Below are 13,889 nucleotides of genomic sequence, written 5' to 3'. Positions count from 1 at the left end.
CACCTGCACCGGCCGCCACCGTGACGACGCCGCCGGGGGGCACCCCGCAGTGGTGAGAGGATTGTGCGGGTGAGGGTAGTAACCAGTGATATCGAGAAGGCGGCGGAGGTGCTGCGCGCCGGGGGCCTGGTGGCCCTGCCGACGGAAACCGTCTACGGTCTGGGCGCCAATGCCGAGGATCCTGTCGCGGTCGCGCGGATCTTCCAGGCCAAGGGGCGGCCGCCCACGCACCCGCTGATCGTCCACATCGGTGGCGCGGAGCAACTGGACGAGTGGGTCGAGGAGGTGCCGGCGACGGCGCGCCTGCTCGCCGAGCACTTTTGGCCGGGGCCGCTGACGCTGGTCCTGCGGCGCGGCCGGCGGGTGCCCCTGGAGGCCACGGGTGGCCTGGAGACGGTGGCCGTGCGGGTGCCCGACCACCCCGCGGCGCTCGCCCTGCTGGCGCACTTCGGTGGCGGCGTAACGGCGCCTTCCGCGAACCGCTTCGGCTCGGTCAGCCCCACCACGGCGGATCACGTCCGGGCGGAACTCGGTGACGAGGTCGACTTCGTGCTGGACGGCGGTCCCTGCGGCGTCGGCGTCGAGTCGACCATCGTCGATGTCACGGGCGAGGTCCCGAGCGTCCTGCGGCCCGGCGGTGTCACCCGCGAGGACCTCGAAGCGGTGCTGGGGCGCCCGGTCGTGGTCCCCTCGACCAGCCACATCCGGGTGCCGGGCCAGCACCCTTCCCACTACGCGCCCCGGGCGAAGGTCGTCCTGGTCGAGCCGGAACAGGTCGTCGCCGAAGCCGAGCTCGCGCAGCAGCGGGGACACCAGGTAGGTGTCCTCCTTCCGCCCGCCTTCACCGGCACCCCGGTGAAGGCGCACACCGTCGTGGCGGTCCCCGCTTCGATGGACGCCTACGCGCGCGGGCTGTACGGGTTCCTGCGGGAGTTCGACCTGCGCGGGTGCGACCTGATCATCGCGTCCCTGCCAGCCGAGGAGGGCCTGGGGCTCGCGATCGCCAACCGGCTCCGCCGCGCCGCAGGGCCCCGGCTCTCCTCGTGACCGTCCACGGCCAAAGGGGTCAGGATGCGGTGGTGGCCGCCGCATCCAGGCCGCGGGCCGCGACAAGCTGTGCGGTGCCGTCGGCCAGGCGGTAGGACAGGCCCACCACGGCGGCCCGGCCGGCGGCGACCTTCTCGGCCAGGGCGCGTGAGCGGTCCAGCAGCAGGTCCACGGTGTGTCCCACGTGTTCGGCCACGATCTCGTCGGGCTTCACCCGCCCGGCCGCGCGGGCTGCCAGCACGCTGGGGGTGACCCGTTCGACGACGTCCCGTACGTAGCCCGTGGCGGGCACGCCGTCCTCCAGCGCGGCGCAGGCGGCGCCGACCGCCCCGCAGGAGTCGTGGCCGAGGACCACGACCAGGGGGCAGTCCAGTATGTCGACGCCGTACTCGATGCTGCCCAGCACCTCCGGCCCCAGCACGTGTCCGGCCGTACGCACCACGAACAGGTCGCCCAGACCACGGTCGAAGATGATCTCTGCGGCCAGGCGGGAGTCGGAGCACCCGAACAGCACCGCGAAGGGTTGCTGGCCCGGCGCGATCTCGGCGCGGCGGGTGGCGTCCTGGTTCGGGTGTTCCGGGGTTCCCGCGACGAAGCGCCGGTTACCGGCCAGCAGCAGCTCGAAGGCGTCGGAGGGCGTCAGGGTCTGGATCTCGGTCATACCCGCAGCCTACGAGCCGGCGCCTGCCGGACGCACCGCCTGGTCCTGGCGGAGCGCGCCGTCCCGGGCCGGTGTCCATCCACCGGCACGCCCGCCGGTCACGCGGACGACTCGGTCGGCGGCCAGTTTCTGCAGCAGGCCGTAGGCGGGTACGGGCAGGAGCAGGTAGGGCTTGTCGGGGAGGGTGGTGGTGAGGAGGACGGCGCCGGCGCTGCTGTTGTTCATGCCGCAGGCGAGGGTGAGGGACGACCCGGTGGACGGTTCCAGGCGCAGCAGGCGGGCGGCGAGGTGGCCCAGGGTGAAGGAGAGCGCGCACACCACCGTCGCCTCGGTCGGTGCGGCGGCGAGAAGGAGGGGCCGGGGCTGGTGGAGGAAGGAGCCGGGGGCGCCGCTGGCGTTGACGTAGGTCAGGAGCAGTGAGCCCCACAGTGCCGCCATGGGGGTGGCGTGCAGCAGGGGCCTCAGCGAGCGGGCCGTCAGCAGCAGTCGGCACAGGATGCCGGCGCCGCAGGGCAGCAGGACGGAGGTGAGTGCGAAGCCGGGGCCGAAGGTATGGGCGGCCTGGTGCAGTGATCCCGCGTAGTCGCCGTCCAGCAGCGGGGGCAGGGCGGTCATGGTCAGGGGGATGGTGAACGGGCTCAGCAGGGTGGAGGCGAGGACGAGCCCGACCATGACGGGCTCTTGGGGAAGGACCAGCCGTAGGCGAAGTTCATGAACGTGCCGTCGATGGCGTCCAGCAGCGACATCCCCGCCGCGAACAGCACGGGCAGACACAAGATCGCGTCCCAGGGCAGACCGGAGGCGGCCGATCCCGCCACCGTCTCCTCCGCAGTCGACGGCGACCGCAGGTGCTGCGTGGTCACCGGGAGCGCACGTCGTGCTCGCCCGCCACGACGCCGCAGCCGAAGGCGGGCAGGCCGGCTATGGACGGGGTCAAGGCTGCGTCAAACAGTTGCTCATATGCGCAAGTGTTGAGCTATGCTGCTGAGCGTTCAAAAGCAAAAGGCACCTCGTTCGGTGAGGCGTCTTCGCGGACACAGGCCACTGACCCCACGACGTCGAGAGACGCCCAGGTTCAGGACAGGTCTCCCCGGCCTAAGGGGTGACCCCAAGTGGCTGCCCCTCAAGGGGACTACGCCGTGGAGTGCCAAAGCTCTGACGAGTTGGGGTGAACCAGCCATACGGGCCGGTCCGCTCCTTGCCGTGTCGTCAGGCGCCCGCGTGCGCCCCGGCCGGGAGGAGGCGAGAGACATGCATGGCACCAGTCCGGGCCACAGCAGGCCCCGCACCCTTACGTCCTCGCTGACTTCCGGCACGCGGTAACCACCTTCCCTGCGCGCATCTCGCGATACCCCATCCGGCACCCGTGCGGCCTCTTGCCGCCCCGGGCCGTTGGGCTGCTCGCAGGGAAGATTGCTGCTGCGTGCCCCACACCGCCCTCACCGAAGGGCTCGGGAGGCCCGTCATGACCGGCACGACCACCACCGCACCCATGACTCCGGCACCGCCGCGCGCCGCCGTGCTCGACGACGCCCACCTCGGCGACATCCGCGGCGCGCTCGGCACCATCAGGATGGACGACACGGCCCCGCGCAAGGGCCTGTCCGCCAAGCTCAGGACACTCCTCGCCATCATCGGCCCCGGCCTGATCGTCATGGTGGGCGACAACGACGCCGGCGCCTTCGGCACCTACACCCAGGCCGGCCAGAACTACGGCACCAGCCTGCTGTGGACGCTGCTCCTGCTCATACCCGTGCTCTACGTGAACCAGGAGATGGTGCTGCGGCTCGGCGCCGTCACCGGAGTGGGCCACGCACGGCTGATCCTGGAGCGGTTCGGCTCGTTCTGGGGCGCCTTCTCCGTCATCGACCTGTTCCTCCTCAACGCCCTGACCATCGTCACGGAGTTCATCGGCATCACCCTGGCCGTCGGGTACCTGGGGCTGCCGAAGATACCGAGCGTGCTGCTGGCCGCGGCGATCGTGGTGGTGGCCGCGTCGACCGGCTCCTTCCGCCGGTTCGAGCGCACCGCGATCCTCCTGTGCGCCGGCTCCCTGCTGCTCGTCCCCGTCTACTTCATCGTGCACCCCTCCACGGGGCAGATGGCGCACGACTTCGTCGTGCCCGGCATGCCGGTGCACGCCCGGCTCTCCGACGTGATGCTGCTGATCATCGCGATCGTGGGCACCACCGTGGCACCGTGGCAGCTGTTCTTCCAGCAGTCCTACGTCATCGACAAGCGCATCACCCCCCGCTTCATGCGCTACGAGAAGGCCGACCTGTGGCTCGGCATCGTCATCGTCGTCATCGGCGCCGCCGCCATGATGGGCTTCACCGCCGCCGCGTTCACCGGCCACGGCGAGTTCGGCAACTTCACCGACGCCGGCGATGTGGCCACCGGAGTGGAGAAGTACGCGGGCAGGACGGCCGGCGTGCTGTTCGCCATCGCCCTGCTCGACGCCTCGATCATCGGCGCCTCCGCCGTCTCCCTCTCCACCGCCTACGCCATCGGCGACGTCATGGGCCTCAAACACTCCCTGCACCGCGGCGTCAAGAGCGCCAAGGGCTTCTACGCCGTCTTCGCCGGTGTCATCCTGGCCGCCGCCGTCATCGTCATCATCCCCGGCTCCCCGCTCGGCCTGCTCACCGAGGGCGTCCAGACCCTCGCCGGGGTCCTGCTGCCCTCCGCGTCCGTCTTCCTGCTGCTCCTCTGCAACGACAAGGCCGTCCTCGGCCCCTGGGTCAACGGACGGGCCATGAACGTCTTCACCTCCCTCGTCGTCGCCGTCCTCGTCACCCTGTCGATCATCCTGACCGCGGCCGTCCTCTTCCCCGGCATCACCTCCACCGAGATCCTCGACATCATGGCGGTCTGCGGCGTCGCCGGCATCCTCGCCTTCGGCTACGCCGAAACACGACGCCGCCGCAAGGGCTGGGCCGCGCAGGCCCGGCGCATCGATCGCGCGGGCAAGGACACGTGGCGCATGCCGCCGCTGGAACAGCTGCCCAAGCCCGTCATCTCCACCGGCCGCAAGGCCGGCCTCACCGCCCTGCGCACCTATCTGCTGGCCGCGATGACCCTGGTGATCGTCCGCATCGTGCAGCTCGCGCTCGGCCACTGAGCTCGCCGGGGACGGCGGCGCCCTGCTGCCTGCCGCCGTCCCGGGGCGGAGGAGGCGGCCCGCCGCCTCTCGCCTCCGACGACGTTTCAGGCCGAAGCCCCGGTTCGGCGCCCGCACCGCGTGAGACAGGCGCGCGGTGCATGCGCCGGCCGGGGAGCCCCTACCCGCTGGCGGACCACCTGGCGAACCGATGTGGTTATTCCAGTCCGTGTGGAGCGACCAGCGCAATCACCATGACCGTCAGGGGGAAGAGCACTACTCCTCCGTGAACGATCATTCCGGCCACCGTCTGGACCTTGACGGCCCCGCTGAGTCGTCCGCGACGGCGGACAGCGACCGAGCACGACAGCCACAGTCCCGGCACCCCGATGACGAAGGCCCCGAGGGCCCCGAGTACCGCCAGCCAGTCGGCGCCTTCCGTCTGGGCTCCAAGCACCCATGCGAGCACGCAGGGTGCCTGGGCCAGGAGTAGCCGGCGGGCGCGGGAGAGCGGATCGCGGGGAGCCATGGCCAGCGGGGGCCGAGACGGTCGCGGAGGCACGAAGGCGGGCTGTTGCGCCCGTGTGGTTCGGGCGGCTTCTTGCAAAGCCTTGCGCATCGATTCGGCGTCCGGGTAGCGCAGGGCGGGGTCTTTCGCCAGAGCGCGGGCCAGTACGGCCTCCACCGTAGGGTCTGCCTCGATGCCCAGGGAGGCAAGGGTGGGCGGGGCAGCGTTGAGATGCAGGTAGCCGATCGCGTAGCCGGAGTCCGCCTCGAAGGGGAGCCGCCCGGCGAGCATCTGGAACAGCAACACCCCGACCGAGTAGAGATCGGAGCGGCCGTCGATGTCGGGGCGGCCCTGCAGCTGCTCCGGCGACATGTAGTGCCAGGTGCCGATCATCTGGCCGGTGCGCGTGAGGGCTGTACCGGCCGCGGCGGCGGCCCGCGCGATGCCGAAGTCCGCGACCTTCGCTGTCCCGTCCGCCGTCAGCAGGACGTTCCCCGGCTTGATGTCGCGGTGGACCAGCTCGTGCGCGTGGGCCACGGCGAGCCCGGCCAGCACCTGCGAGGCGAGGCCGAGAGCCTGCGCCACCGGCAGGGCGCGTCGTGCGCGCAACAGGTCGGCGAGGCTGCGGCCGGCGACGAGTTCCATCACGATGTACGGGACGGGCTCGTCACCCATGTCGTGAACGGCCACCACATGCGGATGGCTGATCGCGGCCATGGCTTGTGCCTCACGCCGAAACCGGGCCGGGTACCCATCGTCGAACGACAGGCCGGGCCGCATCGCCTTCAGCGCGACGATCCGTGCCAACTTCGCGTCGTAGGCCCGGAAGACCTCGGCCATGCCACCGCTGCCGAGCCTTGTATCGATCAGGTAGCGGCCACCGGCAAGCGTCGCACCGGGCCCCAAGACGTCCCCCACAGCCCCCGAGCATGGCACAAGTCACCTGTGCGCCAGGCGAACTTGGCCCATGGATCTCATCCAGCGGGGCGGAGTGCTGCGAAGGGCTCGGCGTTCCGGGCCCGCTCGGCAATGGCCCGAACCGTAGGCGGCCACGTTTAAAGGGCAAGGTCAGCGTCGTGCGCTGTCACCGGAGGACGGGCGGTGGCGGTGCTGGTGGACGGCGACGGGTTCACCGCGGCGGGCGGCGCCGGGGGCGCGGCGGGCGGGGAGTCGGTGGTGACCTTGACGCGGTGGCTTGACCATTCGTCGCCGGCTGTCACGCTCGGTTACTATGCTCACTTCATGCCGGAGGCCGGAAACAAGGGGCGCTCTGCCATCGACGGGCTGCTCGGGAGGGCGGGGGAGCGGCACGCCGGCCGGAACTCCCCAGATTCCTCCCAAGGCTGATCGTCGACGTTTCTCACCAAGAGCACCCATGGGAGTGGGTCATGGATTGCAAGGTAAAAGAGCCGCGGAGTCTACGATAATGCTGCCAGAGGTCACCGCGACCCGCTATGTCACGCCCCTGCGCGAAGGCGGCTCGCTCCCGGGCATCGTCGAGGCCGACGATCTCGGGACGTACGTCATGAAGTTCACCGGCGCCGGCCAGGGCCGCAAAACGCTGGTCGCCGAGGTCGTCTGCGGCGGCCTCGCCCGCCGGCTCGGGCTGCGCGTCCCGGACCTGGTGCGCATGCAGCTCGACCCGGTCATCGGCCGCGCCGAACCGGACCCCGAGGTCCAGGCCCTGCTCAAGGCCAGCGGCGGCCTCAACCTCGGCATGGACTACCTGCCCGGCGCCCTCGGCTTCGACCCGCTCGCCTTCGAGACGGACGCGGCCGAGGCCGGGCGCGTGGTGTGGTTCGACGCCCTCATCGGCAACGTCGACCGCTCCTGGCGCAACCCGAACCTGCTGGTCTGGCACGGCGAGCTGTGGCTCATCGACCACGGCGCCACCATGATCTGGCACCACAACTGGCCCACCGCGGCGGCCGCGGCCGGCAGACCGTACGACGCCTCCGACCATGTGCTGGCCTCCTTCGGTCCCGACGTGGCCGCCGCCGGCGCCGAGCTCGCGCCCCTCGTCACCGAGGAACTGCTGACCGAGACCGTCGCGGACGTGCCCGACGAGTGGCTCGTCGACGAACCCGGCTTCACCCACCCGGACGCCGTGCGTCGCGCGTACGTCGACGTCCTGCTCGAACGCGCCGCGGTCGTCGGCGAGCGCGTCACGCTCGGCGAGCGTAGCGCGGAGCGACCCTCGCAGGTGCCGGAATGGCTGCGCGTCAGGCTGAACAGGAGGGCCGGCGAGTGACCGGGCACCACACCAACGGACGGGACCTCTTCGAGTACGCGCTCCTGCGCGTCGTCCCCCGCGTCGAGCGCGGCGAGCAGATCAACGCCGGCGTCATCGTCTACTGCCAGGCCCGCTCCTACGTCGAGGCCCGCGTCCACCTGGACGAGGCCCGGCTGCGGGCCCTGGACCCGGACGTGGACGTCGAGTGCGTCCGCGCCGCGCTCCGCGCCGTGGAAGGGGTCTGCGCCGGCGGCGAGCGCGCCGGTCAGGCGGCGGGAGACGACGCGGGGCGGCGCTTCCGCTGGCTGATCGCCCCGCGCAGCACGGTCGTCCAGCCCGGCCCCGTGCACACCGGGCTGACGCCGGACCCCGAGAGCGAGGCCGAGCGCCTGCTGGACCTGCTGGTGAGATGAGGGCGCGTCCGCCGCGAGGCGGGCGCCCGCGCCGGCTGGAGGGGGAGCCGTTGACAGTCGGTGACGAGGCTTCTAGCGTCTGATCAGCCGACGCTACTAAGCGGTTGCTCACCCGCCGTTTCCGGAAGCGCCGGGCGGGGGAGCCCCCTTCGAGGTGAGGAGAACCCGCATGTCCACCACCGAGCAGCGCGTCGCCGTCGTCACGGGCGCGGCCCGTGGCATCGGCGCCGCGACCGCCGTCCGGCTGGCGGCCGAGGGCCGCGCGGTCGCCGTCCTCGACCTCGACGAGGCGGCCTGCGCGGACACCGTGGAGAAGATCACGGCGGCGGGCGGCCGGGCACTCGCCGTGAGCTGCGACGTCTCCGACTCCGCCCAGGTGGACAGCGCCGTCGCCCGGGTCGCCGAGGAGCTGGGGGCGCCGGTCATCCTCGTCAACAACGCCGGTGTCCTGCGCGACAACCTGCTGTTCAAGATGAGCGACAGCGACTGGGACACCGTGCTGAACGTGCATCTGCGCGGCGCGTTCCTGATGTCGCGCGCCTGCCAGAAGCACATGGTGGACGCGGGCTGGGGCCGGATCGTCAACCTCTCCAGCAGCTCCGCCCTCGGCAACCGCGGCCAGGCCAACTACGCCGCCGCCAAGGCCGGCATGCAGGGCCTCACCAAGACCCTCGCCAAGGAGCTCGGCAAGTTCGGCATCACCGCCAACTCCGTCGCCCCCGGCTTCATTGCCACGGACATGACCGCCGCCACCGCCGCCCGGGTCGGCATGAGCTTCGAGGACTTCAAGACCGCCGCCGCGAGCCAGATCCCGGTCCAGCGCGTCGGCGAGCCCGAGGACATCGCCAACGCCGTCGCCTTCTTCACCGGCGAGCAGGCCGGCTACGTCTCCGGCCAGGTCCTGTACGTGGCCGGCGGCCCGCTCAACTGAGCCCGACCGAGGGAGGAAGATCCATGACCGCTCAGGAGAGCACCGGCCGGGTCGCCCTGATCACCGGGGCCAGCAGGGGCATCGGCTATGGCATCGCCGAGGCCCTGATCGCCCGCGGCGACCGCGTCGTCATCACCGGCCGCAACGAGGACGCCCTCCGGGAGGCCGCGGACAAGCTCGGCGCCGACCGGGTCCTCACCGTCGCGGGCAAGGCCCACGACGAGGCCCACCAGGCCGAGGCCGTCGAGCGCGCCCTGGAGACCTTCGGGCGCCTGGACCACCTGGTCAACAACGCCGGCACCAACCCGGTGTTCGGCCCGCTCGCCGAGGTCGACCTCGGCGTCGCTCGCAAGGTCTTCGAGACCAACGTCGTCTCCGCCCTGGGCTTCGCCCAGCAGGTGTGGAAGGCGTGGCAGAAGGAGAACGGCGGCGCGATCCTGAACATCGCCTCCGTCGCCGGCCTGGCCCCGTCCCCCTTCGTCGGCGCGTACGGGATGAGCAAGGCCGCCATGATCAACCTCACGCTGCAACTCGCGCACGAGATGGCGCCCGGCGTTCGGGTCAACGCGCTCGCGCCGGCCGTGGTGAAGACCAAGTTCGCCGCGGCGCTCTACGAGGGGCGCGAGACCGAGGCGACGGCCTCCTACCCGCTCGGCAGGCTGGGCGTGCCGGAGGACATCGGGGGCGCGGCCGCCTTCCTGCTCTCCGACGCCGCCGGATGGATCACCGGGCAGACGCTCGTGCTGGACGGGGGCCTCTTCCTCAACGCGGGGGTCTGACGGCGGCCCCGGGGCCGGCGGCCGAGAGAGCGTTGTCAGTGGTCGCCGGTAAGTTCTCCGGTGCAAGAAGGATCCCAACCGGAGGTTGTCGAACGTGACCGACATCGACCTGCTGCCCGAGTCCTGGCGCGGAGTCCTCGGCGACGAGCTGCACAAGCCCTACTTCAAGGAGCTCATGGAGTTCGTCGAGGAGGAGCGGGCCAAGGGCACGGTGTACCCGCCGCGCGAGGAGGTCTTCGCCGCCCTGGAGGCGACCCCCTACGAGCAGGTCAAGGTCCTCGTCCTCGGGCAGGACCCGTACCACGGCGAGGGCCAGGGTCACGGCCTGTGCTTCTCCGTCCGGCCCGGTGTCCGCACGCCCCCGTCCCTGCGCAACATCTACAAGGAGATGCAGGAGGAGTTCGGCTACCCGATCCCCGACAACGGCTACCTCATGCCGTGGGCCCGGCAGGGCGTCCTGCTGCTCAACGCCGTGCTGACCGTGCGGTCCGGCGAGGCCAACTCCCACAAGGGCAAGGGCTGGGAGAAGTTCACCGACGCGGTGATCCGCGCCGTGGCCTCCCGGCCCGACCCGGCCGTCTTCGTCCTGTGGGGCAACTACGCCCAGAAGAAGCTGCCCCTCATCGACGAGTCGCGGCACGCTGTCGTCAAGGGCGCCCACCCCTCGCCGCTCTCGGCCCGGAAGTTCTTCGGCACCCGCCCCTTCACCCAGATCAACGAGGCCATCGCGGCGCAGGGCCACCAGCCGATCGACTGGCGCATCCCCGACCTCGCGGGCTGAGCCCCCCCGGCCGCGTCAGCGGCCGTACACCTGGTGGCAGATCCGGGACGCGTCGCTGCCCTGCTGCCAGCGGCCGTACTGCTCGCCGAGCCCGCAGACACCGGCGCCCGGCCCCATGCGCGGGGCCGGAGCCGGCCGGCGCGGCGGCTGCGCCTCCCGCTCGGGGGCGCGGTGGGGCTCCTCGACCTCCCGGCCCACCGGCGGTGGTGCCGCCGGTGGCGCCGGCACCCGCAGCCGGAAGGGAGCGGGGGCGAGGCGGTACGGCTCCACGGACGGACGGTCCGGCGTGCGGGCCGGGGGTGTGGCGCTCTCCCCGGGCCCGGTGTCGTCACCGCCCCGGGCTGCGCGGGCGTCGTCCGCGTGCGGAGGGCCCGGGGCGTCGTCCCGCCCGGACGCGGGCGCCCGCGTCTCCGCGGAGTGCGGAGACGGCTCCCCGGCCGAGTCCGAGGACGGCCCCTCCGCCGCGTCGTCCGGCCCGGTGTCGATCAGTGCCTCCCGGGCGGGCCCCGGCGTGATCCGCGGCAACGGCGGCCTGCCGCGCACGGGTTCGGAGACGGACACACAGCCGGCGGCGGTCGACAACGCCACGGCGACGAGCGCCACGGTGGCGGGTATACGGTGCATTGGGCCAACGTTGGTCGCCGGCCGGGCGCTTGGGTATTCCCCGCAGGAGTGAAGTGGGCGCACTGCGGTCAACGCCTGCGTGAGCGCCCCGTCAGGCGCCGAGCATCCCGCGCAGCAACTCCCGCACTCCTGCCCTCAGTTCCTCCGGTCCCGCCGGTTTCCCGTGCGCCGCGCCCGCCGCGTGCACAAACAGCGTGCCCTCGATCCACCCCAGCAACGACAGCGCGTGCCGCTGCGGCTCCGCCGAGCCCGCCGCCGTCATCATCGCGATGAGGGGCGCGCGGAACTGCTGCCCCGCCTCGTCGTAGATCTTCCGCAGCTCGGGGCGGCGCGTCGCCTCCAGGGCCAGCTCGTAGCGGGCGATCAGCAGCTCGCGCTGGTCGGCCAGCGAGCGGTGGACGGCCAGCGCGAGCGCGTCGGCGAGGGTGTCGGGGCCGGCCTCCGGGCCCGGCATCTCCGTCGGGGTCAGCACCTCGGCCTCGCGCTCCGCGAGCCGCCGTACCGCCGCCTCCAGCAGGGCGGCGCGGGTCCGGGCGTGGTTGGAGGTCGAGCCGAGCGGAAGCCCCGCGGCCTCGTCGACGGCGCGGTGGGTCAGCCCCCGCATGCCGCGCTCGACGAGCAGGGCCAGCGCGGTGTCGGCGATCAGCTGGAGACGGGCGGATTTCTCGGTCGGCACGGACTCAACCTACCCGCCCCTGTTCTCCGCACTACAGCCGTAGTAGCCTCATTCTCACTACACCTGTAGTCAGCGGAGAGGGTCGGACCATGGAGAACCGCGCCGTCGTCATCGGCGGAGGCATCGGCGGACTCACCGCCGCCGCAGCCCTGCACCACACCGGCTGGAACGTCACCGTGCTCGAACGCGCCGCCGCGCTGCGGCCGGCCGGCGCCGGCATCGCACTGGCCCCCAACGCCCAGCGCGCCCTGGACACCTTCGGCGCCGGCGACGCCGTACGCGCCCGCTCGGCCTGGCAGACCGGCGGGCTCCGCCTGCCGGGCGGCCGCTGGCTCTCCCGGACCGACAACGACGCCGCCGCCCGCCGCTTCGGCGGTCCCGTGGTCGTCCTCCACCGCGCCGACCTGGTCGACCTGCTGGCCGACCGGCTCCCCGGCGACGCCGTGCGCACCACGTCCGCCGCCGCACTCGCCGACCCGGGAGCCGCCGACCGCCCGGCCCGCGTCACCACCCCCGACGGCGACCTCGAAGCCGACCTCGTCGTCGCGGCCGACGGCATCCACTCCGCCGTCCGCACCGCCCTCTTCCCCGGCCACCCCGCGCCCGGCTACACCGGCATCACCGTCTGGCGCCTGGTCGTACCCCGACCGGCCACACCCTTCCCCGCCCACGAGACCTGGGGGCGCGGCCGCCTGTGGGGCACCATGCCGCTGCACGACGGCCGCGTCTACGCCTACGCCCAGGCCAACGCCCCCGCCGGCGCGCGTTCACCCGACGGCGAACTGGCCGAGCTCCGCCGCCTGTTCGGCGACTGGCACCACCCGGTCCCCGGCATCCTCGCCGGCGCCGACCCGGACGGCATCCTGCGCAACGACGTCCACGCCGCCACCGTGCCGCTGCCCGCCTACCACCACGGCCGCGTGGCCCTGCTCGGCGACGCCGCCCACCCGATGGCCCCCAACCTCGGCCAGGGCGGCTGCCAGGCCGTCGAGGACGGCGTCGTCCTCGCCCGCACGCTCGTCCGCGCCGACGGCGATCCCCTCCGTGCCCTGCCGGAGTACACCCGGCAGCGACTGCCCCGCACCATGGACGTCGTCCGCCGCTCGGCCGCCGTCAACCGGATGACCAGGCTCTCCTCACCGCTCGCCTGCGGCCTGCGCACCGCGGCCCTCCTCACCGTCAACCGCCTCGGCCCGCGTATCGCGCTGCGCAGCCTGGACGGCATCGCGGACTGGAAACCTTCCGCCTAGCCGGCGGATCTCCACGTCACTACGGGCGGTCGGGCACCGCCGGGCCGGTCGTGGGGCCTGGGCGCCGTCGCGGCGGGAAGGGTTCCGGGGGCGAGCCCCCCGGACCCCGTGGCGGGGCCCCGGGCGATCACGGGGACTGCTCGCCGGCGTCCGCCGGATCCTGGTCCGGAAATCCGTACCGTCCCCGCAGTGGGACGAAGCAGGCCGGGGTCAGGAGCTCCCGGCGCTCCAGGCCCTCCCGGGTGCGGCAGAAGGCCAGCACCTGTTCCCGGCCGCCCGGTCCGACGGGTTGGACCAGGCGCCCCCCTACGCGCAGCTGGTCGGTCAGCGGTGCGGGGACCTCGGGGAACGCGGCGGAGACCAGGATCGCGTCGTACGGCGCGCGCTCCGGCACGCCGCCGCTGCCGTCGCCGGTGCGCAGCTCCACATTGCGGATGCCCTGCCCGTCGAGGTTCCGCCGGGCCTCCCGGGCGAGGTCGGGCCACCGCTCGACGCTCACCACGTCGGCGGCCAGCCGGGCGAGCAGGGCGGTCTGGAAGCCGAGGCCGGTGCCGATCTCCAGTACGTGTTCGTCCCCGGTCAGCCGGAGGCCCTCGATCATCCGGGCGGACAGCGAGGGCTGCGTCGTCACCTGCTCGTGCGCGATCGGCACGGGCGCGTCGAGACGGGCGGCCGCCTCCCGGCCGGCGGGTACGAAGGCGGCCCGGGGCGTCGCGCGGACGGCCTCCAGCAGGCGCTCGTCGACGATGCCCGCGCCGCGCAGGGCCCGCACCAGATCCTCGGCGGAACGTTTCGCGTTCACCTCTCCATCGTCGCCGACGGAAATTTTTGAAGGAATCCGGCCGGGAGTGTCGAAACAGGCGTCGCTGCGGCGTCGTGAAGGATG

General features: G+C 72.6%; 14 protein-coding genes, 2 pseudogenes and 1 riboswitch. Of the genes and pseudogenes, 9 read left to right on the top strand and 7 right to left on the bottom strand.

Annotated features, from left to right (window positions below):
- The first annotated feature begins 69 nt into the window (after positions 1–69).
- Positions 70–1,047, top strand: coding sequence for an L-threonylcarbamoyladenylate synthase (locus tag AB0K09_RS06830; RefSeq protein ID WP_366064220.1), 978 nt, complete (start codon positions 70–72; stop codon positions 1,045–1,047).
- A gap of 19 nt (positions 1,048–1,066) precedes the next feature.
- On the opposite strand, the gene AB0K09_RS06825 is transcribed toward AB0K09_RS06830, so the two are convergent.
- The 3 genes and pseudogenes from AB0K09_RS06825 to AB0K09_RS06815 all read right to left on the bottom strand — a co-directional run.
- A complete protein-coding gene (locus tag AB0K09_RS06825; protein ID WP_366064219.1) occupies positions 1,067–1,708 on the bottom strand; it encodes a carbonic anhydrase in 642 nt (213 codons plus the stop codon).
- Between the two features lie 9 nt (positions 1,709–1,717).
- Positions 1,718–2,380, bottom strand: coding sequence for a hypothetical protein (locus AB0K09_RS06820; RefSeq protein ID WP_366064218.1), 663 nt, complete (start codon positions 2,378–2,380; stop codon positions 1,718–1,720).
- An 8-nt stretch (positions 2,381–2,388) separates the two neighbouring features.
- Positions 2,389–2,526 (bottom strand): annotated as a pseudogene (locus tag AB0K09_RS06815) (HoxN/HupN/NixA family nickel/cobalt transporter); the annotation flags it as partial.
- 184 nt (positions 2,527–2,710) lie between these two features.
- A riboswitch (M-box (ykoK) riboswitch) is annotated at positions 2,711–2,883 on the top strand.
- Between the two features lie 290 nt (positions 2,884–3,173).
- Between AB0K09_RS06815 and AB0K09_RS06810 the strand changes: the two are divergent.
- Positions 3,174–4,829 carry an NRAMP family divalent metal transporter gene (locus AB0K09_RS06810; RefSeq protein WP_366064217.1) on the top strand — a complete coding sequence of 552 codons (1,656 nt, stop codon included), beginning with the start codon at positions 3,174–3,176 and terminating at the stop codon, positions 4,827–4,829.
- A 196-nt stretch (positions 4,830–5,025) separates the two neighbouring features.
- Here AB0K09_RS06810 and AB0K09_RS06805 read toward each other — a convergent pair whose 3' ends face one another.
- Complete coding sequence (locus AB0K09_RS06805) at positions 5,026–6,234, bottom strand: protein kinase (protein WP_366064216.1); 1,209 nt, start codon at positions 6,232–6,234, stop codon at positions 5,026–5,028.
- A gap of 246 nt (positions 6,235–6,480) precedes the next feature.
- Between AB0K09_RS06805 and AB0K09_RS06800 the strand changes: the two are divergent.
- The 6 genes and pseudogenes from AB0K09_RS06800 to AB0K09_RS06775 form a co-directional block, all read left to right on the top strand.
- A pseudogene (locus AB0K09_RS06800) lies at positions 6,481–6,663 on the top strand (site-specific integrase); the annotation flags it as partial.
- 79 nt (positions 6,664–6,742) lie between these two features.
- Positions 6,743–7,567, top strand: a complete 825-nt coding sequence (locus AB0K09_RS06795; protein WP_366064215.1) for a HipA family kinase — start codon at positions 6,743–6,745, stop codon at positions 7,565–7,567.
- Complete coding sequence (locus AB0K09_RS06790) at positions 7,528–7,962, top strand: DUF3037 domain-containing protein (protein ID WP_366064214.1); 435 nt, start codon at positions 7,528–7,530, stop codon at positions 7,960–7,962. Before AB0K09_RS06795 ends, AB0K09_RS06790 begins: the two co-directional genes overlap by 40 nt.
- 169 nt (positions 7,963–8,131) lie before the next feature.
- The gene (fabG, locus tag AB0K09_RS06785; RefSeq protein ID WP_366064213.1) at positions 8,132–8,893 is read left to right on the top strand and encodes a 3-oxoacyl-ACP reductase FabG; all 762 of its coding nucleotides are present in this window, start codon (positions 8,132–8,134) and stop codon (positions 8,891–8,893) included.
- Between the two features lie 23 nt (positions 8,894–8,916).
- The gene (locus AB0K09_RS06780) at positions 8,917–9,672 is read left to right on the top strand and encodes an SDR family oxidoreductase (protein WP_366064212.1); all 756 of its coding nucleotides are present in this window, start codon (positions 8,917–8,919) and stop codon (positions 9,670–9,672) included.
- A 94-nt stretch (positions 9,673–9,766) separates the two neighbouring features.
- Entirely contained in the window at positions 9,767–10,453 is a 687-nt protein-coding gene (locus tag AB0K09_RS06775; RefSeq protein ID WP_366064211.1) for a uracil-DNA glycosylase, read from the top strand.
- Between the two features lie 15 nt (positions 10,454–10,468).
- Here the strand turns inward: AB0K09_RS06775 and AB0K09_RS06770 are convergent, their stop codons facing one another.
- Together AB0K09_RS06770 and AB0K09_RS06765 are read right to left on the bottom strand one after the other, a co-directional pair.
- On the bottom strand, positions 10,469–11,077 hold the full coding sequence (locus tag AB0K09_RS06770) for a hypothetical protein (RefSeq protein ID WP_366064210.1): 609 nt from the start codon (positions 11,075–11,077) through the stop codon (positions 10,469–10,471).
- A 91-nt stretch (positions 11,078–11,168) separates the two neighbouring features.
- Entirely contained in the window at positions 11,169–11,753 is a 585-nt protein-coding gene (locus AB0K09_RS06765) for a TetR/AcrR family transcriptional regulator (protein ID WP_366064209.1), read from the bottom strand.
- A gap of 89 nt (positions 11,754–11,842) precedes the next feature.
- Between AB0K09_RS06765 and AB0K09_RS06760 the strand changes: the two genes are divergently transcribed.
- Positions 11,843–13,003, top strand: a complete 1,161-nt coding sequence (locus AB0K09_RS06760; protein WP_366064208.1) for an FAD-dependent monooxygenase — start codon at positions 11,843–11,845, stop codon at positions 13,001–13,003.
- Between the two features lie 127 nt (positions 13,004–13,130).
- Here AB0K09_RS06760 and AB0K09_RS06755 read toward each other — a convergent pair whose 3' ends face one another.
- On the bottom strand, positions 13,131–13,805 hold the full coding sequence (locus AB0K09_RS06755; protein ID WP_366064207.1) for a protein-L-isoaspartate(D-aspartate) O-methyltransferase: 675 nt from the start codon (positions 13,803–13,805) through the stop codon (positions 13,131–13,133).
- Positions 13,806–13,889 lie beyond the last annotated feature (84 nt).

Source organism: Streptomyces sp. NPDC049577, from assembly GCF_040675635.1.
Lineage (GTDB): Bacteria > Actinomycetota > Actinomycetes > Streptomycetales > Streptomycetaceae > Streptomyces.
The sequence above is the reverse complement of the archived record's forward strand: the minus strand, read 5'-3'. Positions and strand labels throughout refer to the sequence as shown.